Source organism: Roseinatronobacter alkalisoli, assembly GCF_028745735.1.
Taxonomy (GTDB): Bacteria; Pseudomonadota; Alphaproteobacteria; order Rhodobacterales; family Rhodobacteraceae; genus Roseinatronobacter; species Roseinatronobacter alkalisoli.
On record NZ_JAQZSM010000001.1, the window covers coordinates 206,829 to 231,268 of the forward strand.

At 59.9% G+C, this 24,440-nt stretch carries 24 protein-coding genes; 8 read left to right on the forward strand and 16 right to left on the reverse strand.

What is annotated here, in order from left to right:
• The first annotated feature begins 7 nt into the window (after positions 1 to 7).
• Positions 8 to 1,336: a S41 family peptidase gene (locus PUT78_RS01080; RefSeq protein ID WP_274350153.1), complete on the forward strand. Its 1,329-nt coding sequence runs from the start codon at positions 8 to 10 to the stop codon at positions 1,334 to 1,336.
• Between the two features lie 9 nt (positions 1,337 to 1,345).
• Positions 1,346 to 1,831 carry an RNA pyrophosphohydrolase gene (locus PUT78_RS01085; protein WP_274350154.1) on the forward strand — a complete coding sequence of 162 codons (486 nt, stop codon included), beginning with the start codon at positions 1,346 to 1,348 and terminating at the stop codon, positions 1,829 to 1,831.
• 314 nt (positions 1,832 to 2,145) lie between these two features.
• Here the strand turns inward: PUT78_RS01085 and PUT78_RS01090 are convergent, their stop codons facing one another.
• A complete protein-coding gene (locus PUT78_RS01090; RefSeq protein WP_274350155.1) occupies positions 2,146 to 2,751 on the reverse strand; it encodes a flavin reductase family protein in 606 nt (201 codons plus the stop codon).
• An 81-nt stretch (positions 2,752 to 2,832) separates the two neighbouring features.
• On the opposite strand from PUT78_RS01090, the gene PUT78_RS01095 reads away from it, so the two are divergent.
• The gene (locus PUT78_RS01095; protein WP_274350157.1) at positions 2,833 to 3,351 is read left to right on the forward strand and encodes a GNAT family N-acetyltransferase; all 519 of its coding nucleotides are present in this window, start codon (positions 2,833 to 2,835) and stop codon (positions 3,349 to 3,351) included.
• Here the strand turns inward: PUT78_RS01095 and ptsP are convergent.
• Entirely contained in the window at positions 3,330 to 5,573 is a 2,244-nt protein-coding gene (gene ptsP / locus PUT78_RS01100; protein ID WP_274350159.1) for a phosphoenolpyruvate--protein phosphotransferase, read from the reverse strand. The genes PUT78_RS01095 and ptsP overlap by 22 nt on opposite strands.
• A 30-nt stretch (positions 5,574 to 5,603) precedes the next feature.
• Positions 5,604 to 6,863, reverse strand: coding sequence for an aspartate kinase (locus tag PUT78_RS01105; protein ID WP_274350160.1), 1,260 nt, complete (start codon positions 6,861 to 6,863; stop codon positions 5,604 to 5,606).
• A 334-nt stretch (positions 6,864 to 7,197) separates the two neighbouring features.
• Between PUT78_RS01105 and PUT78_RS01110 the strand changes: the two genes are divergently transcribed.
• Positions 7,198 to 7,638, forward strand: coding sequence for a DUF1178 family protein (locus PUT78_RS01110; protein ID WP_274350161.1), 441 nt, complete (start codon positions 7,198 to 7,200; stop codon positions 7,636 to 7,638).
• Between the two features lie 112 nt (positions 7,639 to 7,750).
• Here PUT78_RS01110 and PUT78_RS01115 read toward each other — a convergent pair whose 3' ends face one another.
• From PUT78_RS01115 to PUT78_RS01125, 3 genes are read right to left on the reverse strand one after another with little or no spacing between them, the layout of a single operon-like run.
• The gene (locus tag PUT78_RS01115) at positions 7,751 to 8,389 is read right to left on the reverse strand and encodes an ATP-binding cassette domain-containing protein (protein ID WP_274350162.1); all 639 of its coding nucleotides are present in this window, start codon (positions 8,387 to 8,389) and stop codon (positions 7,751 to 7,753) included.
• Positions 8,386 to 10,074 (reverse strand): ABC transporter permease, encoded by a 1,689-nt coding sequence (locus PUT78_RS01120; RefSeq protein ID WP_274350163.1) that lies wholly within the window; start codon positions 10,072 to 10,074, stop codon positions 8,386 to 8,388. Before PUT78_RS01120 ends, PUT78_RS01115 begins: the two co-directional genes overlap by 4 nt.
• A 1-nt stretch (position 10,075) precedes the next feature.
• The gene (locus PUT78_RS01125; protein WP_274350164.1) at positions 10,076 to 11,293 is read right to left on the reverse strand and encodes an ABC transporter substrate-binding protein; all 1,218 of its coding nucleotides are present in this window, start codon (positions 11,291 to 11,293) and stop codon (positions 10,076 to 10,078) included.
• Between the two features lie 249 nt (positions 11,294 to 11,542).
• On the opposite strand from PUT78_RS01125, the gene PUT78_RS01130 reads away from it, so the two are divergent.
• Positions 11,543 to 12,154, forward strand: a complete 612-nt coding sequence (locus PUT78_RS01130) for a CDP-alcohol phosphatidyltransferase family protein (RefSeq protein WP_274350166.1) — start codon at positions 11,543 to 11,545, stop codon at positions 12,152 to 12,154.
• An 82-nt stretch (positions 12,155 to 12,236) separates the two neighbouring features.
• Here PUT78_RS01130 and PUT78_RS01135 read toward each other — a convergent pair whose 3' ends face one another.
• The 8 genes from PUT78_RS01135 to PUT78_RS01170 all read right to left on the reverse strand — a co-directional run bounded on the left by PUT78_RS01135 (position 12,237) and on the right by PUT78_RS01170 (position 19,337).
• Positions 12,237 to 13,097 carry an arginyltransferase gene (locus PUT78_RS01135; protein ID WP_274350167.1) on the reverse strand — a complete coding sequence of 287 codons (861 nt, stop codon included), beginning with the start codon at positions 13,095 to 13,097 and terminating at the stop codon, positions 12,237 to 12,239.
• A gap of 82 nt (positions 13,098 to 13,179) precedes the next feature.
• The gene (locus PUT78_RS01140; RefSeq protein WP_274350168.1) at positions 13,180 to 13,614 is read right to left on the reverse strand and encodes an RDD family protein; all 435 of its coding nucleotides are present in this window, start codon (positions 13,612 to 13,614) and stop codon (positions 13,180 to 13,182) included.
• Positions 13,611 to 14,078 (reverse strand): YbaK/EbsC family protein, encoded by a 468-nt coding sequence (locus tag PUT78_RS01145; RefSeq protein WP_274350170.1) that lies wholly within the window; start codon positions 14,076 to 14,078, stop codon positions 13,611 to 13,613. The genes PUT78_RS01140 and PUT78_RS01145 overlap by 4 nt, the downstream gene beginning before the upstream one ends.
• A gap of 5 nt (positions 14,079 to 14,083) precedes the next feature.
• Positions 14,084 to 15,406: an omega-aminotransferase AptA gene (gene aptA, locus PUT78_RS01150; RefSeq protein WP_274350171.1), complete on the reverse strand. Its 1,323-nt coding sequence runs from the start codon at positions 15,404 to 15,406 to the stop codon at positions 14,084 to 14,086.
• 75 nt (positions 15,407 to 15,481) lie between these two features.
• Positions 15,482 to 16,075 (reverse strand): LysE family translocator, encoded by a 594-nt coding sequence (locus tag PUT78_RS01155; RefSeq protein ID WP_274350172.1) that lies wholly within the window; start codon positions 16,073 to 16,075, stop codon positions 15,482 to 15,484.
• Positions 16,076 to 16,161: 86 nt separating this feature from the next.
• A complete protein-coding gene (locus tag PUT78_RS01160) occupies positions 16,162 to 17,517 on the reverse strand; it encodes a TRAP transporter large permease (RefSeq protein ID WP_274350173.1) in 1,356 nt (451 codons plus the stop codon).
• Between the two features lie 54 nt (positions 17,518 to 17,571).
• Entirely contained in the window at positions 17,572 to 18,174 is a 603-nt protein-coding gene (locus PUT78_RS01165) for a TRAP transporter small permease subunit (protein ID WP_274350174.1), read from the reverse strand.
• A 101-nt stretch (positions 18,175 to 18,275) separates the two neighbouring features.
• Positions 18,276 to 19,337: a TRAP transporter substrate-binding protein gene (locus PUT78_RS01170; protein ID WP_274350175.1), complete on the reverse strand. Its 1,062-nt coding sequence runs from the start codon at positions 19,335 to 19,337 to the stop codon at positions 18,276 to 18,278.
• Positions 19,338 to 19,639: 302 nt separating this feature from the next.
• Here PUT78_RS01170 and PUT78_RS01175 point away from each other — a divergent pair, with 302 nt between their 5' ends.
• From PUT78_RS01175 to PUT78_RS01185, 3 genes are read left to right on the forward strand one after another with little or no spacing between them, the layout of a single operon-like run.
• Entirely contained in the window at positions 19,640 to 22,447 is a 2,808-nt protein-coding gene (locus tag PUT78_RS01175; protein WP_274350176.1) for a [protein-PII] uridylyltransferase family protein, read from the forward strand.
• A complete protein-coding gene (locus PUT78_RS01180) occupies positions 22,444 to 22,695 on the forward strand; it encodes a hypothetical protein (RefSeq protein ID WP_274350178.1) in 252 nt (83 codons plus the stop codon). Before PUT78_RS01175 ends, PUT78_RS01180 begins: the two co-directional genes overlap by 4 nt.
• Complete coding sequence (locus PUT78_RS01185) at positions 22,692 to 22,931, forward strand: sulfurtransferase TusA family protein (RefSeq protein ID WP_274350179.1); 240 nt, start codon at positions 22,692 to 22,694, stop codon at positions 22,929 to 22,931. Before PUT78_RS01180 ends, PUT78_RS01185 begins: the two co-directional genes overlap by 4 nt.
• Before the next feature lie 40 nt (positions 22,932 to 22,971).
• Here PUT78_RS01185 and PUT78_RS01190 read toward each other — a convergent pair whose 3' ends face one another.
• Positions 22,972 to 23,607: a DUF1638 domain-containing protein gene (locus PUT78_RS01190; protein ID WP_274350180.1), complete on the reverse strand. Its 636-nt coding sequence runs from the start codon at positions 23,605 to 23,607 to the stop codon at positions 22,972 to 22,974.
• Positions 23,594 to 24,424, reverse strand: coding sequence for a nucleoside triphosphate pyrophosphohydrolase (gene mazG / locus PUT78_RS01195; RefSeq protein WP_274350182.1), 831 nt, complete (start codon positions 24,422 to 24,424; stop codon positions 23,594 to 23,596). Before mazG ends, PUT78_RS01190 begins: the two co-directional genes overlap by 14 nt.
• Between the last annotated feature and the right edge of the window lie 16 nt (positions 24,425 to 24,440).

Consider the following 24,440-nt stretch of genomic DNA (forward strand, 5'->3'; position numbering starts at 1 on the left):
CGACAGCATGAAACGTTACGTTGTGGCAGGTATTGGCGGTGCGCTTGCGGGTGTGGTGCTGGCCACCCAGGTTGCAGCCCCGCTGCTGGCACAGGAACGTGGCCAGACCAGTTCGGTCTATGAACAGCTTGACCTGTTCGGGGATGTGTTTGAACGCATTCGCAACCAATATGTAGATGATGTCGAAACCGCGAAGCTGATCGAAGCCGCGATCAATGGCATGCTGACGTCGCTGGACCCGCATTCGGGGTATCTGCCACCGGATGATTTCGATGACATGCGCACACAGACGCGCGGGTCATTCGGTGGCCTTGGCATTGAGGTCACACAAGAAGATGGCTTCATCAAGGTGGTCACCCCCATGGACGGCACCCCCGCCGATCAGGCGGGCGTGGAACCGGGCGACCTGATTACCCATGTCGATGGTGAAGCGCTGATGGGGCTGAACCTGTCGCAGGCCGTGGATATGATGCGCGGGCCTGTCGGGTCCGAAATCATCATCACGATTCTGCGTGACGGTGTGGCCGAACCGTTCGACCTGTCGATCATCCGCGACACCATCCGGCTGCAGGCCGTGCGTGTGCGCACGGAAGGAAGCAATGTCATCCTGCGCGTGACGACGTTCAACGAACAGACCTTTCCGAACCTGCGCGACGGGTTGCAGGACGCGATCGACGAACTCGGCGGGCTGGATGAACTGGGCGGTGTTGTGCTGGATCTGCGCAACAATCCGGGCGGTTTGCTGACACAGGCAATCCGCGTGTCCGATGCGTTTCTGGACCGCGGCGAAATCGTCTCGACTCGTGGCCGCAATGAAGGCGCTGGTGAACGGTTCAATGCCCAGTCGGGTGATCTGATCGATGGCAAGCCGATTGTGGTCCTTATTAATGCCGGTTCGGCATCGGCGTCCGAAATCGTTGCAGGTGCGTTGCAGGACCACCGCCGCGCCATCGTGGTCGGCACACGCAGTTTCGGCAAAGGGTCTGTGCAGACCGTGGTGCCCTTGCGCGGGGACGGGGCGATTCGTCTGACGACATCGCGCTACTACACACCTTCAGGGCGGTCGATTCAGGCGTTGGGCGTTTCGCCCGATATTGTTGTCGAACAGCCCCGCCGCCAGCCGATCGAAGAAGATCAGGCTGAAACACCGCGGATCCGGTCGGAAGACGACTTGCGCGGGCGGCTGGATAACAGCGACATCACCGATGATGAACGCCGCCAGCTGGAGGATGAGCGCAGGCAGGCCGAGGATGTTGCGCGCCTTCGGCTGGATGACTACCAGCTGGCCTATGCGCTGGACATCCTGCGCGGGCTGACAGCGCTGAACGGGCGGTGATACGTTTCCATGACCCCCGAACAGATTGCGCGACTGCCCTATCGTCCCTGTGTCGGGGTGATGCTGATCAATGCCGACGGGCTGATCTTTGCCGCCCAACGCATCGACAGTGCCATTCCTGCGTGGCAAATGCCGCAAGGCGGTATTGACGCGGGCGAAGACCCCGGCGCCGCCGCCTTGCGTGAACTGCATGAAGAAATCAGCGTGACCCCTGATCTGGTTACCCCGTTGGCGGAAACCCGTGACTGGCTGGCCTATGACTTGCCGCATGACATAGTGCCGCGTATCTGGAAAGGGTGCTATCGCGGGCAGAAACAGCGCTGGTTCCTGATGCGGTTCACCGGGCGCGATGAGCAGATCGACATTCAGACGGAACATCCTGAATTTTCGCAATGGCGCTGGATCACGGCGCAGGAGATGCTGGCCGCGATCGTACCCTTCAAACGCGAGATTTACGCCAGCGTCATTGATGAATTCCGCGACTGGTTGGCGTAAGCGAATGCGTGATCAGGCCGGGTTGAAGCGGATGGTTCTGGTGTGAATCGGGTGTTGGGGAGCGCCTAAAGCCCGCGCCAGCGGTGGGCCGGGGACTGCCGATCCCACGCCCGGAGAAGTTCACTTTATGCAGGCGGCATACTCCTGAGTTCAAAGGACTTGACTGACATCAGGTCATCGGCAGGCCGCGGGACGGCCCGCCGATGGCGCGGCGGCCTTCGTCCTTGATTCCGCACCGGGTTACACCTCGACCGTCCCCTTCAGGCCAGATTTGACCAGCCCGCTTTGCCATTCGCCTTGATCATGCGCTGACGTTACTCCCCCGGCCGTTTCAGGCTGAACACCTGTTCCACCACGGCATAATCCCGGTATCCGCAGCGCGCCAACGGTTTGAAGCGTGTAATGTCGAACATACCATCCTGCAGGCAGTCATCGCGCATATGCACACCAATGACTTCGCCCAGAACCATGAAATTGGCCTCTCCCGCCAGCGTGACAATTTGTGTCATCCGGCATTCCAGCGCGGCAGGGGCGTTTGCTACCCGTGCAGCATCGATCATTCGGCAGGGGGTGCGGGGAATGCCCGCCTGCTGGAATTCATCTACCTCGCGCGGCCAGGGGCCGGATGTGGTATTCATGCCATCGCGCGCGGCATGTTCCACGATATTGACACAGAACACCCCTGTTTCACGAATATTGGCCACACTGTCCTTGGTGCCATCGCGATCAGGTTTGGTGCTGGTGGATGCAAACATCACCTGTGGTGGCACATAGGCGACGGCGTTGAAAAAGGAATAGGGGGCCAGATTGTCCTGCCCGTCCCGCCCGCGCGTTGAAATCCAGCCAATGGGGCGGGGTGTCACGATGGCGTTAAAAGGGTTGTGCGGCAATCCGTGGCCGTTGCGGGGTTCATAAAACAAAACATGCCTCTTCGTGTGTTTGCACCCAGTGTAGCGTCATGCTAGGGCCGCGACCAGCGTTGAGCACGCGGGGAACGGGTGATGCAGCTATTTCAGGAAGCGCGTGCAGACTGGTGGGAGGTCGAGGCCCTTTATGACCTGTGCTTCGCACCGGGGCGCGAGGCGCTGTCATCCTACCGCCTGCGTGATGATGTGCAACCAGTGGCCGGTTTGTGTCTGTTGCTGCGCGATGACAGCGGGGTTGCGGCGGCCATCCGGTTCTGGCCTGTGTGCGTTGCGGGCAAGGATGTATTGTTGCTGGGACCAATCGCGGTTCACCCCACCCATCAGGGCGAGGGGCTGGGCGGCTGGCTGATGCGCGAAAGCCTGTCGCGCGCCGCGCAACTGGGCTGGGCGCGGGTGCTGCTGGTGGGGGATGAACCCTATTATGGGCGCTTTGGTTTCCACCGGCTGGACGGTGTTCATATGCCCCCCCCTACGAACCCGGCCCGCATTCTGGGGTTGGCGCTGGTGCCCGGCGGCTGGGATGGCGTTCGCGGCGATGTGGTCAAATACTGTGCGACCGATGCCGACGCCGCTCAGGGTAGCGATGCAACGTAGTCCAGCAGGGCAGGGCGCGCGTTTTCCAGCCCGCGGGCCTTGGTGCGGGCGATGATTTCCGAGACTTCATTCAGGTTTGCACGCCGGATCAGCGATTTTACCGGCCCGACGGACGCGGGACGCATGGACAGCGCCTGAATGCCGATTCCTGCGAATGCCAGCGCATCCAATGGGCGACCGGCATCCTCTCCACAAAATGACAGGTCGGTTCCGGCAACGTGGCACCGGTCCACAATATGCTGAAGGAAGGTCAGAAAACTCAGGTTCAGGGTATCATACCGGCGCCGCACCAGTTCATTTTCGCGGTCAGCAGCGAAGAAAAACTGTTTCAGGTCATTCCCGCCGATCGAGATGAAGTCCACTGCCTTGAAGAAACTGTCAGGCGCATAGGCCAGTGACGGTGTTTCCAGCATCGTGCCGATTTCCACCTTTTCCGGCAGGACATGACCAAGCCTGCGTTCGCGGTCAAGTTCACGCATCAAGACATCGCGCGCGCGGTCAAATTCGCTGGCCTGTGCCACCAGCGGGAACATCACACTTAGCGGGCGTCCGGCGGCGGCACGGATCAGGGCCTGCAACTGCATGCGCAGCACACCGGGCTTGTCCAGCCCGACCCGCAGCGCCCGCCAGCCCATCGCTGGGTTGGGTTCGTCCGGGCGCTTCATATAGGGCGTAACCTTATCCGACCCGATATCCAGGGTACGGAAATACACCTTCTTGCCATGCGCTGCGTCCAGAACACGGGTGTAATTCGCCACCAGTTCCGCCCGCTTCGGCATCTTGTCGCGTATCAGGAATTGCAGCTCCGTGCGGAACAGGCCCACGGCTTCAGCACCGGAACTGCGCAGGGATGGCAGGTCTGCCATCAGGCCCGCATTCATCTTTAATGTGATCCGCGTTCCGCACAGGGCCGTTGCGGGTTTGCCGCGCAGGCTGGCATAGCGTTCCTGCGCCTTGGCCTGCATGGCCATCTTGTCACGGAATGCCGAGGTGATACTGTCATCGGGGCGCAGATGCACAACACCTTCGGTGCCATCGACAAGGATGTGGTCGCCGTTCAGTGCCTCGGTGGTGATGCGCGGTACATTGATGATCAGCGGGATGGCCAGCGCACGTGCGACAATCGCGGCATGGCTGCCGACGGATCCTTCTTCCAGCACAACGCCGCGCAGGTTGCGGCCATATTCCAGCAATTCCCCCGGCCCGATATTGCGTGCAACCAGAATTGGGCGTTCGGGCATTTCCGCGCCGGTTTCATTTCCCTGACCTGTCAGAATGCGCAGCAGTCGATTCGACAGATCATCCAGATCATGCAGCCGGTCGCGCAAATAGGCATCGGGCACCGTTTCCAGCCGTGCCCGCGCTTCGGATTGTTCCTTTTCCACGGCGGCTTCTGCCGACAGGCCAAGGCGAATGTCTTCTTCCATCCGTTTCAGCCAGCCGCGGGAATGGGCAAACATGCGATATGTCTGCAGGACTTCCATATGCTCCTTGTCGCGCGAACGGGTCGCGGCAAGCATGTCATCGACTGAAACGCGCAGTGCATTGACCGCCTGTTGCAGGCGTTTCAGTTCCGCCTGTGAATCATCATTGACCAGATTGGTGATGACAACGCGCGGCTGGTGCAGCCATACATGGCCTTCCGCCTCGCCTTCCTGGGCGGGAATGCCATGCAGGACGGCCTGACGCATATGGGGTGACGGCATATCAGCCGACATGCCGACAAAGGCACCCAGTTCAGTCATTTCCGCTAAGACCATGGCAACCACTTCCAGGCCGTAAACTTCGTCCTCGGAATACAGGCGCGATTCGCGCGACTGGACCACAAGAACGCCCAGCCGCTCGCCCAGACGCTGTATTGGAACCCCCAGAAAGGACGTGAACACATCCTCTCCGGTTTCCGGCATATAGCGAAAACCCTGTTCAGCCGGGGCGTTAGCTGTGTTGATGGGGCGTGCCAGCCGCGCTGATTTGCCGACCAGCCCTTCGCCCAGCCGCAGGCGGGTATGATGCACCGATTCAGGTTTCAGCCCTTCGGTTGCGCAAAGTTCCAGCGTATCGGGGTCGCGGAACAGATAGACAGAGCACACATCCGTCCCCATGGATTCCGCGATGATGGTGGTAATGCGGTCAAGGCGCTCCTGTCCGGGGCTGCCTTGTGCCAGTGTGTCGCGCAAACGGCGCAACAGCATGCGACTGTCTGTCTTTGTTCTGTGGGGCATGGCCCCTCCAAATTGTTGCAGGCTGTTGGGTCAGCCTGCCTTGTCCAGTTCAAACGCATCATGAAGCGCCTGAACAGCCAGTTCCATATATTTCCTGTCAATCAGGACGGAAATCTTGATTTCCGATGTCGCAATGACCTTTATATTGACACCTTCATCCGCCAGAGCGCGGAACATGCGTGCGGCCACGCCGGCATGGCTGCGCATGCCGATCCCCACGACCGAAACCTTGGCCGCGTCTTCATCTATTTCCAGCGCGTCATAGCTTATCGTCCCGGCGTCGCGCGCGGTTTCCAGTGCCTTGCGCGCGCGGGCAACCTGTTCGACGGGGCAGGAAAACGTCATGTCGGTGACCGGTTTTTCGCGGCCCTTGTAATTCTGTTCTGAAATATTCTGGACAATCATGTCCACATTGACCCCTGCTTCCGACAGTGGCCCGAAAATGGCGGCGGCAATACCGGGGCGGTCCTCCACGGTGACAAGGGTAAGCTTGGCTTCTTCGCGGCTATAGGCCACGCCAGACACGACTTTCGATTCCATGATTTCATCCTCATCACAGACCAGGGTTCCTGATAGCTCATCCGTATCATCGAAGGATGACAGCACACGCAAGCGTACCTTATAGCGCATTGCCAGTTCAACGGACCGCGTTTGCAGTACCTTGGCACCAAGGCTGGCCAGTTCCAGCATTTCCTCGAAGCTGATCTTGTCCAGCTTGCGCGCCTTGGATGTGATGCGCGGGTCGGTTGTATAGATGCCATCCACATCCGTATAGATGTCGCAGCGTTCCGCGTCGAACGCCGCCGCAAAGGCCACGGCCGTGGTGTCCGAACCGCCACGTCCCAATGTGGTAATACGCCCTTCAGCGCTGACACCCTGAAAGCCTGCGATCACGGCGACCCGGAACCCTTCGGCAAATTTGGCGTCCAGATTGGCGCGCGGAATGTCCTGAAACCGCGCCGCGCCATGCTGGCTTGTGGTCTGGATGGGCACTTGCCAGCCCTGCCAGCTGCGTGCGGGCACATCCATTTCCTGCAATGTCAGCGCCATCAGGCCCGCGGTTACATTCTCGCCCGAACTGACAACGGCGTCATATTCACGCGCGTCATACATGGGCGAGGTTTCATTGACCCATCCCACCAGTTCATTGGTCTTGCCCGACATGGCCGACACAATGACAATCACGTCATAGCCGCGCTCAACCTCGGATTTGACCTTTTGCGCCGCGTTGCGGATGCGCGCCAGATCCGCGACCGAAGTGCCGCCGAATTTCATTACCAGAAGCGGCATTGGCCGACCCCTCCACACGGTTTCGCGCCACTTCATATGCGGGGGCAGGGGGGCGCGCAAGGTGGCCAGTGCCACCAGGGTAGGGCTTTGGGCAGTTTTTTACCAGTGATGCGGGGGAATTTCACCTGCCGCCATGACGTAACGTCAGATTGCACGCGCAGGTAGGCCGCCAGGTGCCGAATCCCTGAACTTTGGGCGGCGTTGCGGGGTGGGCGGTTTCGGCGTCGTTTTCCGCAATCCGGCAGTGCATGTCACCCTTCGGGCATACGGTTTTGCCTTGAATTCAGCGAAGTTGCGTATAACTACCATATAGAGGTCGCAAGGGTCGTGCGGAATGATCAAGTTCTCCCTCAGATGCGCGCAGGGGCATGGTTTTGAAAGCTGGTTTCAGTCCGGCGCGGCATTTGACAGCCTGAAAGGGCGCAATCTTGTCACCTGTCCTGTCTGTGGCGGCACCGAGGTTGAAAAGGCGTTGATGGCCCCGGCGGTGGCGCAGGGCCAGCAGTCGGCGCGTGAGCACGCGGACACACCCCCTACACCATCATCACATTCGCCCGAAATGGCGGCCAGATTGCGGGAATTGCGCGCCCATGTCGAAGCGCATTCCGAATATGTCGGCGAGGATTTCCCCACGCAGGCGCGCGCGATGTATCTGGGCGACATTCCCGACCGCCCGATCTATGGCGAGGCACACCCGTCTGAGGCAAAAGCCTTGATCGATGACGGTGTTCCGGTGCTGCCCCTGCCTTTTACCCCCAGCCGCAAGGCCAATTGATCCAAGGCTACCGCAGAACCTGTCGCATGTCCCGGGCTGCTTCATCTTGCGGAAAATACGCCACCCACCATCTGCGTTGTCAGCCGACGCTGATATGGGTGCGCACCGATGTCTAAAGTTGTATCCGTTCCCCCATGACGTTGATGACCGGCCCGGCAGCGGCGCGGGCGTCATCATGGTCGTGGGTTACCAGAATCACCGGCAGGTTGCGCTCAGTCGCCCGTTCAAACACGAACTGGCGCATGCTGGCGCGCATATTGCTGTCCAGACTGGAGAACGGCTCGTCCAGCAGCAATGCGCGCGGACCAGACAGAAGCGTGCGCATTAATGCCACGCGCGCGCGCTGCCCGCCTGACAAGGTGGCGGGGTCGCGTGCGCCCATGCCGGGCAGTCCGGCCTCTGACAGGGCGGCGTCTGTGGCGGCGCGGCGTGCGGTCACATTTCCGGGCAATCCGAATCCCAGATTACCGGCAACCGACATATGCGGAAACAGAATGTCATTCTGAAACAGAATCCCCATGCGCCGCGCATGGGTCGGCACTTGCGTTACGTCCACGCCATCCAACCAGATACGCCCGCGCATGCTGAAGGCGGGCGGTAAGGCCCCGATCAGCGCGGCAAGAACGGTGGATTTCCCGCATCCAGACGGGCCCATGATGGTCAGCACATTGCCGCCGGAAACCGTCAGGTCCAGTTTGGCCAGTACGCGACCGGCCAGCGTGATGCACAGGTTTTCAAGGCGCAGGGTCATGTAACGCGCATGCCTTGGCGGCGCCGGAAAATCAAGGTGGGCAACAGGATCGCCAGCGCGAATACCAGCATCGGCAGCGCCATCTGGACAGCGGCCCACACCCCGATCAGGCGACGATTGGCCGAACTGGCCAGCGCGACTGCTTCGGTGGTCACCGTTGTCACCCGCCCCGCGCCAATCAGCAGCGTGGGCAGGTATTGCGCAACCGATGTGGCAAACCCGACCGCGAATGCAATAAGCAAGGGCCGCGTCAGCATCGGCAGGCGCACTGCCCACAGCACCCGCCACGGCCCGGCCCCCAGCGCTTGCGCTGACAGGCCCGCGCGCGCGTCCCATGCGCGCCAGGGGTCGGCCAGCGACAGATAGACATAGGGCAGCACGAACACCAGATGCAGCGCCATGACCGCAAGGCGCGACCCGTCCAGCCCCAGCACCAGCGCGAAACTGGCAAGCCCCGGCACAAACGCGATCTGCGGTGCGATCAGCGGCAGATAGACCAGCGCGATAGCGTGGGTCTTGTTCCCGCGCGCTTCGGCTTCCAGCACCGACACGCTAAGCGCCATGGCGATGGCGGTTGCCCCCAGTGCAATCAGTGCCGTGTCGCGCGTGATCGGGCCAAGGCTGCCCATCTGGCCTGTCCAGTTGCGCAGGCTCCAGCTTTGCGGCAGCAGGTCCGGAAAGCGCCACAGGCCCGCGAAGGACCAGACCACCAGCCCCGCCAGACCCAGGGCGACGACCGCGCCGATGATCAGCGCGCCGAGGGCCGCGAGTGGACGCAGGCCGCGATCCGCCATCACCCCGCGCTCACCGCTTGCGGCCCAGTTGCGCCCCCATCGGGCAATGGCAAGTTCCGCCAAGCGCCACAATACCAGCACACCCAGCACCAGCGCCAATTGCAGCACAGCCCCCGCCGCTGCCTGAAACCGCATTGCCAGGTCGGGGCGGGTCATCCAGTCCAGGATCTGCACGGCCAATGTGGGTGGGCGTGTCGGGCCAAGGATCAGCGCCACATCGACCACTGACATGGAATAGGCCAGTACCGCATAGACCGGCAGACGGATTTGTGGGTAAACGCGCGGCAACACAGTTTTCAGCCAGCCTGTGACCCGGCCATAGCCCAATGCGCGTGCGACAAGCTGCGTGCGCAGGCTGTCGGTTTGTCCCAGCGCGGCAAGCGTCATCAACAGCAGAAACGGCACTTCCTTGACCACAAGCCCCGCGATCAGCGCCATTCCCCATGTGTCATTGACAATCAGCAGGTCGGGGGGGCGGTCCCATCCGGTCAGCATGGGCGAGGCGGCGCGCGCCAACCAGCCCGAAGGTGCAATTAGAAATGCCAGCCCGAACGCCGCCGCCGCATGGGGCAGCGCCAGCAGCGGCGCAAGCGCGCGCGTGACCCAGACGAAGCTGCGTGTGCCCTGCCACGCGGCCACGATAAGGATGGTCAATGCCAGCGACAGCGCGGTGGCTGCCACGCCCGTCACAACCGACAGGCGTATTGCAGCAGGCAGGCCGGGCCAGCTAAGGGTCGCCTGCCAATGGGCCAGCGAAACAGCATTTCCGCCCAACGCTGGCATATAGCCAAAGGCAGGGGCCACAACCCCCACGAGGCCCGCCAGAACCGGAAGGGCCAGCACCGCAATGCTGACCCATGGTACCAGCGACCAGCCGCGCGGGTGGGGCATGTTACTGGCCTGTGCCGTAGCGCGCTACCCAGTCATCGGCAATGCGCGTCATCCATGTCGGGTGCGGCTCCATCAGGCCCGTGCCCATCTGGTCGGGCGCAAGGGTGGCAATGCCCAGCTCCAGTGCATCAAAGCGCGCGCGATCCTCAGAGGCCAGCAGGTCCAGGCCCAGCACTGTCTGAAACCCTAGCACATCCGGATCCTGTGCGCGGGCCTGAATTTCAGGGTCGAGGATCAGGTTGGCCAACACCAGCGCGCCAGCCTTGTTCGCGGCATTATAGGGGATGGACAGATAGGATGAATTCGCCAGCGTCCCTTCGTCGAAAACATAGGTGCGCACACTGTCTTGCAATTCACCATCTGCAATGGCGGCGGATGCGCGCCCCGGATTGAACGCAAACGCTATGTCAATTTCCCCATCGGCCAGCAATTGCCCAAGGGCAGGTTCATTCGCGGGATAGGCGCGGCCCTGTCGCCACAGGTACGGGGTGATTTCGTCCAGAAACGCCCAAAGGGGCGCTGTCACTGCGTCATAATCGGCATCACCGGCAGGTTTCAACAGGATGGCGGGATCATCCAGCACGCCGTAAAGAGCCTGTTTCAGAAAACTGGTGCCCAGATAATCCGGTGGTTGCGGATAGGTAAACCGCCCCGGATTTTCCGCAATCCATGCACGCAAGGCATCCAGCGAGCGTGGCGGCTCCGGCAGGGTGGTGCTGTCATATTCAAACACCATCTGGAACATGGCCCAGGGGCTGCCATAGCCCTCAACAGGCAGGGTGAAATCCACCAGAATACCGGGGTTCGCATCAGTATCGACCAGCGCCCAGTTTGGCAGATCATCGGCAAACGGGCCGAAAAGCAGGCCCTGCTCCTTCATCGAGGCGAAATTAGCGCCGTTGATCCAGATCGCATCCACCGCGCCGCCTGCGTCCCGGCCCGCGCTGCGTTCGGTAATGACGCGGGTGACGGCATCGGCGGTATCGGCCAGACGGACATGTTCCAGCGTGACGCCGTGGCGGGCCTGCAGATTATCCCCGACGGACGCAATGAAGGCATTGATGCGCGCATCCCCGCCCCATGCGTGCCAGTATACTGTTTGCCCGTGGGCCTGTTCCAGCACCGCGTCCCAGTCCTTCGGGTCGACATTCTGTGCCAGCGCCGGGGTGTGCAGGGCCGAAAACAACGCGAGCGAGAACGCAAGTATATGGCTTTTCACGGATAGTCCTTTCGATATTGTGTTCGTACCCTATACGCGCGGCCTACGCGATTGTTTCACAGGAAGATATTGTTCCTTGTCACACTGGCAAGTTTATTTGAAACATTCTGGCCGCAATGCACGTATCGGTTATGTGTGTAAAACAGGTTTCTTCGTTTCCGGGCTGACATTGGGTGTGATCGGATTTGCAAGGGTCTGATATGGTGCAATGCTACGTGTTTCCGAAGTTCCACAGGAAGGCAAAATGCGATGCTGGATCGTCATATCCGCCCTTATATTGACCCGCCCTTGAACCGGATTGGCGGGCATATCGCCGGGTGGGGACTAAGTGCCAATGCCGTGACGTTTGCAGGGCTTGCTTTTGGTCTGGCGGCGGCGGGGGCCGTGGTGGCCGAAGCCTTTGTGCTGGCGATGTTGTTTATTCTGGCGTCGCGGCTGGCGGACGGACTGGACGGTGCCGTGGCCCGCGCGCGTGGTGTCACTGATTTTGGTGGCTATCTGGACATCACCTGTGATTACGCGTTCTACGCCGCGATTCCGCTGGCCTTTGTCATGCTGAATCCCGCGGCGCATGGCGTGGCGGGGACGTTCCTGTTACTGAGCTTCTATGTCAATGCGGGGTCATTTTTGGGGTTTTCCGTGTTGGCGGAACGCCGGAAGATGAGAAGTGATGCGCATGGGATGAAGTCGCTGTATTTCACCAGTGGCCTGCTGGAGGGGACAGAAACGATCGTGTTTTTTCTGGTGCTGTGTCTGCTGCCCGCATGGTTTTCGCCGCTTGCTTTCGGGTTTGGGGTGTTGTGCCTGTTCACAGCCGGCGCGCGTGTATTGCTGGCCTGGAAGGTGTTTGCCACGAAATAAGCGGGGGGCCGAGAAGACCGGAATTGCCCGGCCCTACATTGCCACCTGATACAAGAATGCCATAGGGCAACGAATGCGCGTTCTAACCCCGGTTCGGCACGCGCTGTGACAGGCCCACCGGGGCCGACATTTCCTTTGGCATGACCAGACGAGTAACCTGTTCTGCGATGGGCGGCACCGACAGCGGATGCGTTGCCCGTGAATAATCCGATTTATCAACCAGATCGCGCCAATGCCCTTCGTGATAGACTTCCAGCGCGCTATAGCCTGCCTTGTAATCCATCTTGGGGCTGCCAGGCACCCAATACCCAAGATAGACAAAGGGCAGTCCTGCAGCCCGTGCGAGTTCCAGATGATCAAGGATCATGTGCTGGCCAAGCGATTGCTTGTCCAGATCCGGATCGAAGAAGGAATAGACCAGACTCAGCCCGTCATCCAGCACATCGGTCAGGCACACAGCAGCAAGGGATTTGCTGCCGGTTTCCCCTTGGATTCTGTATTCAATGACGCGCGTGCGCACCGGGGTTTCTTCGACCATGGCGGCGAATTCGAACACATCCATATCGGCCATGCCGCCATCGGCATGGCGGCTGTCCAGATAGCGGCGGAACAGATCATATTGTTCTTCGGTGGCCCAGGCACTGGTCACTTCGCGCATCAGATGGGCATTGCGCCTGCGTGTGCGGCGCTGGCCGCGCGATGGCGTGAAATCATCCACACGGATGCGGGCGGACAAACATGCGCAGCAATCCGAACATGACGGACGGTACAGAACATTCTGCGATCTGCGGAACCCTTGCTTGGACAAGGTGTCGTTCATGGCTTCGGCCTGATCGCCCTGCAGCGCGGTAAACAGTTTCCGTTCCATGCGCCCATCCAGATAGGGACAGGGCTGTGGCGCTGTCACATAAAACTGGGGGATGGTCGGAAGGCTATGGCGCATGAGAGTAAGCTTGTTGGCAATGGGATGGCGCGCAGATTAGCAAGGCTTTGTGATTGCGCCAAGTAATCATTGGTCTGATGCCCTATTGTGGTGCGATACGGTGCAGCATTGTGGTATTCAGGACAAAATCATGCAACCCCTGACGATAAGGCGTTAGCAGGATCATGACCATGGACGCGGCCTGAAGCGGAAACACTGTCCACATGCCCGCATGCATTACACTATACCAGAATGCGGTCATGGCGTCAGGGTTGCGCCCGTCAAGGCTGCGCCATTTCAGGGCTGTTCCCATCATGCCCAGGGTCGCGCCATAGCGTGCCAGCATTACCGTTCGATAGGCAATTGAGGCGGTTGCAAACAGAACCGGCAGGAAAAACACGCTGATAAACAAGGTCATGACCAGTCCGATCAGCGTCAGCAGCGCGGTTACTACCAGATCAATCGCCCAGGCGCCAACCCGTTTCAGGGGCACATCGGCATAAAATTCCGGCTGCAGTTCTGGGTCGGGCAGGGTCATTCCACAAAATCCGCAAGTGTTGCATTCGACAGTGACATAAGCATTTGCGGATCAATTGAAAAGACATGGCGAGGCGTGCCAGCAGCGGCCCAGACAGTTCCGAAGTCCAGCAAGCGTGGATCAATCCATGTGGGTTGCGGGGTCAGATGGCCGATTGGCGCGACACCGCCGATGGCGAATCCCGTGGATGCGCGCACAAGGCTGACATCCGCGCGCCCCAGTTCCTCGCCCGCCAGCGCCGACGCTTTTTGTGCGCAGACACGGTTGCCACCGGCCGTAAGGAAAAGCCGCACAGCCCCCGATGACAGGCCGCAGAAGATGATAGATTTTACAATCTGGTCAATCGCGCAGTCGCAAGCGGCGGCGGCCTGCTCGGCGGTGCGGGTCTCGCCTGCTTCCTTGATGGTGTCGTGCAGGCCCGCATCCGACAGGGCGCGGGCCACACGTTTCAGGGATTTGCTCATACCGCTCAGTCCAGACTGTCCAGAACCTCGCCCAGGGTGCCGATCAACTGGTCGATATGTGCCTTTTCGATGATCAGGGGCGGGGACATGGCAATGATGTCGCCGGTTGTGCGGATCAGCACGCCCTTTTCATAGGCTTTCAGGAAAGCGTTGAAGGCGCGTTGTGTGGGCGCACCTGCAATCGGTTCCAGTTCCACCGCGCCGATAAGCCCCATGTTGCGAATGTCGATGACATGGCGGCGGTCCTTCAGCGAATGCACGGCATCTTCCCAATAGGGCGCAAGGTCGGCGGCGCGTTCAAACAGCGATTCTTCGCGGTAGGTTTCCAGCGTGGCCAGCCCCGCTGCAGATGCGATCGGGCTGCCGGAATAGGTATAGCCGTGGAACAACTCTATCAGGTTTTCAGGACCGGTCATGAATGCGTCGTGAATTTCAGCCGTGGTCAGCACCGCACCCATGGGAATGACACCATTGGTCAGCCCCTTGGCACAGGTGATCATGTCGGGCATCACATCGAAATGCTGCGCGGCAAAAGGGCTGCCAAGGCGGCCAAAGCCGGTGATCACTTCATCAAATATCAGCAGGATACCATGTTTGCGCGTGATTTCGCGCAGGCGCTGCAAATAGCCCTTGGGCGGGATAAGAACGCCGGTGGACCCCGCGACCGGTTCGACAATGACAGCCGCAATCGTATCGGCGCCGTGCAGGGCGACAATGCGTTCCAGTTCATCGGCTATTTCTGCGCCATGTTCGGGCTGACCCCTGGACCATTGGTTTTGCGGGATATGGGTGTGGGGCATATGGTCCACGCCCACCAGCATTGCGCCAAAATGGCGGCGGTTATTGACGATCCCGCCGACCGAAATGCCGCCGAAATTCACCCCGTGATAGCCCCGCTCGCGCCCGATAAGGCGGGTGCGGCTGGCATCGCCCCTGGCGCGGTGATAGGCCAGCGCGATTTTCAGCGCGGTTTCCACGCTTTCCGACCCGGAGTTGGTGAAGAACGCATGATCAATGCCTTCGGGCGCAAGATCCACCAGTCGGTTTGCCAGTTCAAACGCCTTGGGGTGGCCCATCTGGAAGGCTGGCGCGTAATCCAGTTCCTCAGCCTGTTTCTGGATGGCTTCGGTTATTTTCGGGCGCTTGTGGCCTGCATTGCAGCACCAAAGACCGGCTGTGCCGTCCAGCACCTGCCGCCCGTCCGATGTGGTGTAGAACATGCCATCTGCGGCCACCAGCATGCGTGGGGCCTGCTTGAACTGGCGGTTCGCGGTGAATGGCATCCAGAATGCGCGCAGGTCATTGGGCGTAGGGCGGTCGAGGGCCATGAGGGTTTCTCCCGTAGATTTGATCAAATGACGCTACCAGATTTGCGCGCCATGGCAAGGGGGCTGAACCGTGGGTCAGATAAAGACCATCAGCGCAGATGCAGCAAGCAATCCGGCCATGACGCGCATGAAGATTTTCCAGTGATGCGGTGCGCGCAAAAGCGCTGTCAGCAATGCGCCTGCGCTGGTCCAGAACAGGCATACGCCAAGATTGACCGAACTGAACGCAAGACCAAGGCGCAGCCCTTCCAGCGACGGGGACAGTCCTGCCCCATATCCCGCCGATGCGGCAAAGGCTATGGCCCAAACCTTGGGGTTGATCCATTGAAACAGCACTGCCTGCAGCAATGTCATGGGCTGGCCGGTTTCCTGCGTGTCTGATGCCGGGCGGCGTGTCGCGTTGAAATAGGACCACGCCATAAACAGGATCCACCCGGCCGCCAGCAAGCGCAGAACCAGCCCCAGCACCGGATTGGCCAGCACAAGCGCACCAACCCCGAACCCGGTAACCCCCGCTGTGATACCAACACCAGCAACCACCCCAAACAGGTGCGGAACTGTGCGCCGGAACCCGAAACGCGCCCCCGAAGCTGTCAGCATGATGACATTCGGTCCGGGTGAAAACAGGCCAAGAAAGACGAAGCTGTAAAGCAGTGGATCAAGGAACATGAGGCTTTGCGTACGAGGGCGGGAAACCAGCAAACCCCGGCACGAGGGGCCGGGGTCATGATGGTCTTAGCGGGACGCGCAGGCGTTTACAACAGCCGCCCCGGCAGCCACAGCACCAGTTGCGGGAAGATGAACACCATAAGAACCGCAAGCATCTGCAGCAACACAAAGGGGATGACACCTTTGTAAATGTCGATAATTGTCACCTCCGGCGGTGCGACCCCCTTCAGGTAGAACAGCGAAAACCCTACTGGCGGTGTCAGAAAGGATGTCTGCAAAACCACAGCGAACAACACGATGAACCAGATCTGGTCGAAGCCCAGCAATACGACCACAGGCGACACCAGCGGCAGCATGATCAGCGAAATTTCCAGCCAGTCCAGAAAGAACCCGGCCAGAAACGCAATGAACAGGATTGTCAGCACCACGCCGCTTGGCCCGAATGGCAAGCTCCGTAAGGACTGGGTGATGAAATCATCCCCGCCCAGCTGGCGCATGACCACGGCAAACATCGTGGCGCCCAGAAAGATGCCGAAAATGAAGGCCGTGGTCAGCGTGGTTTTCATGCCGACATCTTTCAGCACCGCCCAACTCAGCCTGCCATTGGCTGCCGCAAGCAGCGTTGCACCGAATGCCCCCACACCAGAGGCTTCGGTCGGGGTGGCCAGACCGAAGAAAATCGATCCGAGCACCGCGAAAATCAGCAGCAGCGGCGGGATGACGGCCAGCAAAGTGTTCCAGACCAGCCGCGCGGTGACAGGGGACAAATCCTTGGGCGCGGGCGCAAGCGTCCTGAAGAACGTCGCCGCCCCCATGATATAGATGATATAGAACACCCCCAGCATAAGCCCGGGAATCAGCGCGCCCATGAACAGGTTGCCGACCGATACCGACATCTGATCCGCCATGATGATCAGCATGATGGATGGCGGAATCAGAATGCCCAGCGTGCCTGCGGAACAGACCACACCGGACGCAAAGCCCTTGTTATAGCCCTGTTGCAGCATGATCGGCATGGACAGAAGCGCCAGCAGCACAACCGACGCGCCGACAATCCCGGTTGAGGCGGCCAGCAGAATGCCGATCAGCACAACCCCCAGCGCCAGCCCGCCGCGGAACCGCCCGAAAAGCTGGATGAAGTTTTCCATCAGTTTTTCGGTCACGCCGGATCGTTCCAGCATCAGCCCCATGAAGATGAACATCGGTAGCGCCACCAGAATCCAGTTCGACATCTGGCCCCAGATGCGCTGCACAAAAATGCCGAATATCCGGTAGTCAGTCAGGAAAAACGTGTCCCATCCGAATGCTTCAAAGCCATAGATGGCGATGAAACTGAAGGCGATCGACACGCCCGCCAGTGCCCATGTCACAGGAATGCCCGTGAAGATAAGTGCGATGAAGGATGCGAGCATCGCAACCACCAGGATTTCGTTCGTTTCCATCACTTGTCCTGTCGTGAAACCGCGCCGAAAAGCAGCCGTTCTGCGGTCTGGTTGTTATTGCGTGACCCGCGCGCGCGGGAAATTGAAAAGAAATGCGGTGATGCGCAGCAGCCGAGCGAAAGCGGCCATTCCGATATACAGGAAGGCCAGCACGATCACGCTTTTTATCATCCAGCGATTTGCCAGCCCGCCCGGTGCCGATGACCGTTCGCCCCGGTTATACGACGCCTCGACAAAGGGAATGCCGTATTGGACGATGATCCAGCACAAAGGAAGTATGATGCCGACAATCGAGATCACCTCGATCCAGGCGCGGGTCGTGGGGCGGAAATTTGCGGCCAGCACATCAACGCGGACATGGGAATCATGCATCACGGCATAGCCGATTCCGAACATGAACCCTACGGCATACATGTGCCATTGTACTTCTTCGACCCAGACATAATTGACATTAAACGCATAGCGCATGGTCACATTGACCACGATGATCAGAACAAGTGCGATCCAGATCGTGTTCAGCAAATATGACAGCGATCCAAGCACCTTCTCTATGACATCGGACGGCCATGTGCGCGGAAATTCCAGCCCATGGCTGCGCGCGCCTGAATCTTCGATCTTCTCCAGATCCAGTTCGATATGGGGCTCTGTCTGGTTCATGGGTCGCCTCCTTCCGTCGGTCCGGGCGTCAACCATCTGTTTGTCTGTGCAAAACGGGACCGCGCCCTTGCAGGCACGGTCCTTTTCAGAAACGGATCAGATTATTCTTCAATCCGGGACTGCCAGTCGCGCGGCAGGTAGCCTTGCTCTTTCCATGGGCGCAGTTCAGCTTGGAAGTCCATCATCGAAGAATAGACCCTTCCGAACATTTCATCCTGCTCTGACCAGCGGCCCATCACAGTCTGAGTGGCATCATAGAAAGCAGCAATCTGCTCGTCGGAGTAGGTGCGCACATTGGTGCCGCGCTCCTCAAAGCTGGTGATGACCGCACCTTGCAACGCTTCAGCACGTGCGATGGAGTAGGCATTGCCCGCCATGCAGGTGGTTTCGATCATGGCGCGGGTCTGATCTTCCAGCCCGTTCCAGACGTCAAGATTGACATACAGGAACTGGTTGGTTGAAGGCTGGTGCCAGCCCGGCATATACAGGTAATCAGCCACCTGATAGAACCCAAGCTGTTCATCCACTGTCGGCAGCGAGAATTCGGTGCCGTCAAGGTTGCCGGTCTCCAGCGCCTGATACAGTTCCCCGCCTGGCAGCAGGGTGACTGACATGCCGAATTCCCCGAAGATTTCACCACCCACACCAGCCGCGCGGAATCGCAGGCCGCGCAGATCTTCGACGGTGTTCATTTCTGACCGGAACCAGCCAGCTGTTTCGGGGCTGATAGTGCCGCACAGAACAGGATGCACGTTATAGGCGTGGAAGGTTTCTTCCAGAAGTTCCTGACCGCCGTGATGGGTCATCCATGCCAGAAACTCGACCGATTCAAGGCCAAAGGGCGTTGCACCGAACAGGGCGGCGGCGGGCACTGTGCCCCATTCATAGCCCATCCAGCTATAGCCTGCGTCGATATTGCCTTCCGACACGTTTTCGAAGATGGACAGTGCCGGAACAACGGCACCCGGTTCCGCCACGCGCAGGTCAATATTGCCGCCGGATACGGCGCGCAACTGATCTGCCACCCATGGCATCGTGTCACCAAGCGCGGTCAGGGTGGATGCGAAGCTCATCGGCACCTGCCAGCGAACACGTTCCTGTGCTTGCACGGACCCCGCGACAAGGCTTGCACCCAGCGCAGTGGTGATCAACAGTTTATTCATTATTTCCTCCTCAGTGTTTGGACTTTACCAATCTCACTCGACACGCAACGAGTGTGTTGCGTCAAGGAAAGAGTTGCGCTTTCGTCGGACTGGGCCGATTTGTCGCTTATATTGTTGTTCTCTCTCTCCCTGACTGCAGTGGTAAGGATAGTTTACCAATATTGGCAAGGAAAAAATCAACGTCCCTGATAATTTTATTACTTTGGTTTGCTTTCTGCCCGCTTGGGAACAGTATATGCTGAGGTTCCGTCGCCCGGGATGTGATTGAATTGACCCGCGCCATGAAAGGTTCATCTTTCGTCATGACATATTGGCCAATCACGCGATTTCCGTTGCCCTATGACCGTGCCGCTGGTGCCGAAGCGCGGTCACTTTTCCCGAATCTGACACAAGACAAGCTGGATCTGGTTGATGGCGCTGCGGGGTGCAGCCCCTATCTGAAAGCGCTGATGACACGCGAACGTGACTGGATGGCGGCTGCGTTTGCCTGCGCGCCGGATGTGGCGCTGACCGATGAACTTACGGAACTGGATGATACGCCGCTTGCGGATTTGTCCGTGCGCCTGCGTCAGGCGAAGCGGCGCGTCGCGCTGCTGGCGGCCTTGGCCGATCTGGGCGGGGTCTGGTCGCTGGATCAGGTGACAGGTGCATTGACCGACCTTGCCGACCGCGCCACGCATGTCACACTGACCACGCTGATCGCCGATGAAATCCGGCGTAAAAAATTGCCCGGCGCAACGCCGGATGACGCCGCGACCGGCGCGGGAATGGTTGTGCTGGCCATGGGTAAGATGGGTGCGCGGGAACTGAACTATTCATCCGATATCGACCTGATTTGCCTGTTTGACGAAACCCGATTCGCGCCCGATGATTACCTGGATGCCCGCGCCAGTTTCATTCGCGTGGCCCGCAGATTATGCGGGCTGTTGTCCGATCATACTGCCGAAGGGTATGTATTCCGCACCGACCTGCGCCTGCGCCCGGACCCGTCGGTGACGCCCGTATGCTTGTCGATGGATGCAGCAGAACGCTATTATGAAAGTCTGGGTCGCACATGGGAACGCGCCGCCTATATCAAGGCGCGGCCCTGCGCGGGGGATCTGGCGGCGGGGCAGCGCTTTCTGGAAACGCTGCGCCCTTTCGTGTGGCGCAGGCACCTTGATTTCGCCGCCATTCAGGATGCTCATGACATGCGCCTGCGCATCAAGGCGCATAAGGGCCTGGGTGGTGCGCTGAGCCTTGAAGGGCATGATATCAAGCTGGGGCAGGGCGGTATCCGCGAGATCGAGTTTTTTACCCAGACCCGTCAGCTGATTGCCGGGGGCCGCGACCCCGACCTGCGCAGCCCCCGCACGGTTGACGGGCTGGCAGCGCTGGCCGCCAAGGGGTGGATTCCGCAGGACGTGGCCGACAAGCTGACCGCGCATTACATTGAACACCGTGAGATTGAACATCGCCTGCAAATGGTTCAGGATGCCCAGACCCAGAAAATGCCGACCACCGCCGAAGGGCTGGACCGGATCGCACATTTCGTTGGTCTGGACAGCACGGACGCATTTCGCGACCGTCTTCTGGGCAGGTTGCGCGACGTGGCAGAACTGAGCGAAGGGTTCTTCGCGCCGGATGCCAGCGCAAGCGCGGATGAACCCGAATTGTCGGACGCTCAGCAGAATATAATCGAAGGCTGGCGCAGCTATGCGGCACTGCGGTCTGAACGGGCAAAGGAATTGTTCAAGCGTGTGCGCCCCGCGCTTCTGACACGGTTGCAGGATGCCGCTGATCCCGAAGCCGCACTCGTGCAGTTCGATCATTTTCTGGGGGGGCTGCCAGCCGGTGTCCAGCTGTTCGCCCTGTTCGAGGCAAACCCCCAGCTGATTGACCTTATCGTGGATATCTGCGCGACATCACCACGGCTTGCGGCCTATCTGTCGCGCAATGCGGCGGTGTTTGATGCCGTGATCGGGGGGGGATTCTTCGCGCCATGGCCGGGATCAACGGCGCTGCAACATGATCTGACGGACCGTCTGGCCCAATTGGATGACTATGAACGCCAACTGGATGCAGCGCGGGTCTGGGCGCGGGAATGGCATTTCAGGGTCGGGGTGCATCACCTGCGCGGTCTGATCGACGCATTCGAGGCAGGCGCCGAATATGCATCCCTTGCCGAAGCGACACTTGGCGCATTATGGCCTGTGGTGCAGACAGAATTTGCGCGCAAACATGGCCCCGCGCCGGGGAAGGGGGCCGTGGTGCTGGGCATGGGGTCGCTGGGGGCGGGGCGGCTGAATGCCGCGTCTGATCTGGACCTGATCGTGATCTATGATGCCGATCCATCCGACAGTTCGGTAGGGCCGCGCCCGCTGGACACGCGCAGCTATTACGCGCGCCTGACCAAGGCGTTTCTGACGGCCATCAGCGCGCCCACAGCCGAAGGGCGCCTATATGAAGTGGACATGCGCTTGCGCCCGTCCGGGCGGCAGGGACCAGTTGCGACCAGTCTGAATGCCTTTCGCGACTACCAGCATAATGAAGCGTGGACATGGGAACATATGGCCCTGACCCGCGCGCGTCGTGTGGCAGGATCGGTTGCGCTTGGCGATGTCGTCGAAGGGTTCCGCAGGGCGCTGTTGCGGCAAAAATCCACCGGTGAAACGCTGCGCAAGGATGTGGCCGACATGCGTGCCAGATTGTCTGACGCCAAGCCCGCGCATGGGTTGTGGGATGCCAAGGCCGGGCCGGGCCGCCTGATGGATATCGAACTGGCCGCACAATTCTGCGCATTGGCTGCGGGGCATCACGGTCGGCGTGTCGAACAGCAATTGCGCGCGGGCGTCAGGGCAGGGGTCATCAGCGCAGATGCCGAGGCCGCCTTGCGGCGGGCCTATCACCTGTGCTGGACGATGCAGGCCACGGGGCGGCTGCTGACCGACCGGATTTCCGACATTGCCGATCTGGGCCGTGGCGGGCAGAAGTTCATTCTGGCATCTGTCGGGGTGGAAACGGTTGATATACTGGCGCGCGACCTGAAAGACATATGTGCGTTCTCGGAAAAAGTGATAGATTCAATTTTTGCCCCGGATGGGGAAGACAGGAAAAAACAATCGAAATGATACCAGAACATGACCCGAAGGGACTGATCCGCGAAAGCTATCGTATTGATGGCATCAGCATGGATGAATGCCGGTCCATCCTTATTGACTGGGCGCTGAGCCTGCCTTCGGGCCAGGACCATATGCAGGCGGTACAGGCTATGCTGGACCAGTATGGCCCGCTTGCCCCGGACCATCCCATGACCGGATTGCTGCGCGAAGGGATGACACCGCGCGCGCCGCGCCCGCGCAGGGGGCGCAGCAGATGACGGCCCCGATTGTCGCCGATCAGGAAGTTGATGCAATTGGCTTGCTATGCCCGCTGCCGGTACTGAAGGCGCGCAAGCGGCTTCAGGACATGGCACCGGGGCAGGTCTTGCGGGTATTGGCGTCTGATCCGGCGGCGTTTATTGATATTCCGCATTTCTGTCAGCAATCCGGCCACCACCTGCTTCATTCGGAAGATGCGGGTTCGGGAACGGTGTATTTCATTCGCTGCGGGTGATCTGCGTTTTCGCGTGAACCTGTGCTGAAGGGCGCGGGGTTTATGTCAGCTGCGACAATTCCCGCGCCAGATCGCCATATCCGGTAAAGCGTCGTTCATATGCCAGCCCCAGCCTGCGCGCGGCATCCATAGCCTTTTCATCAAGGGCGGGGTCATTGGTCTGGGCCTGATAAACCAGCTTGGTGTAATTTCCGAACATCATTGCAATCAGTTCGGGGTGGCGGTCAAACCCCATCGGTTTCCAGACAAAGGCATCAAACTGGCGCACCAGAAAATCCGTCAGGTAGAAGGCGGTAATCTCATCCTCGGCATGGGCCGCGAATGTATCGACCCCTTCAAAAAACGCATAGCAATGCGGCCCCGGCACCATCTGCACCCCCAAGGCATCGCAGCGCGCCTGCAACAGCCCGCCGGTGCCGCAATCAGCATAGACAACGAATATCGTTTCATACTGGTCGCGGTGTTCCAGCACGGCCTTTTCCACAGCATCAGGAATGCGGTCCGGCCACAGGTGCAGATTGGCGGGCAGGCACAGCAAATCCATATGTGTCCAGCCATTCACCTGTTTCAGCGCAAGAATTTCACGCGCCAATGCCCCGCAAGCCAGCAGCAGGATTGTACCGCGCCCCCGTGCGGGCAGCCCCTGTTCGGTCAGGGTCTGGTCATTCGGCTGCATCGCGTTTTTCCTGATGTTTGGCGGCATTCCATAGTGCATCCATTTCGTCCAATGTACTGTCAGCGGGCCTGCGACCTTCGGCGGCAAGGGCACGCTCAATGGACTGAAAACGGCGGGTGAATTTTGCATTTGCGGCGCGCAGCGCTTCTTCCGGGTCCAGTTTCAGGTGGCGCGCCAGATTGGCCATGACAAACATCAGGTCACCGAATTCCTCTGCGATCTCGGTTTCGGTCAGGGTGTCGCGCGCTTCCACCAATTCGCGCGATTCTTCGATGATCTTGTCCAGCACCTGATCGGTGGACGGCCAGTCAAACCCCACGCGGGCGGCGCGCTTTTGCAGCTTCACTGCCCGCATCAGGGCAGGCAGACCAAGCGCCACGTCATCCAGAACGCCACCTTGCGCGCGCGCCGCGCGTTCGGCGGCCTTCACCTGTTCCCAGTCCTGCACTTGTTGTGCAGCGCTTTTGTCCCGGCTCTCATTGCCGAACACATGCGGGTGGCGCGCAAGCATCTTGTCCGAAATGCCGCGGGTTATGTCGTCAAAGGTGAAATACCCGGCTTCTTCGGCCATCTGGGCATGATAGACCACTTGCAGCAGCAAATCCCCCAATTCCCCCTGAAGCGCGGTCCAATCGCAGTTTTCAATGGCATCGGCCACTTCATAGGCTTCTTCAATGGTGTAGGGGGCGATTGACGCGAAATCCTGCTCAATATCCCAGGGGCAGCCGGATTCAGGGTCACGCAACGCGCGCATGATCGCGCGCAGGCGTGCCAAGCTGCCATCGGGGGCAAAGATCAGGGGGTCATGGTCTGGCATGCGACACTCCGTTTTG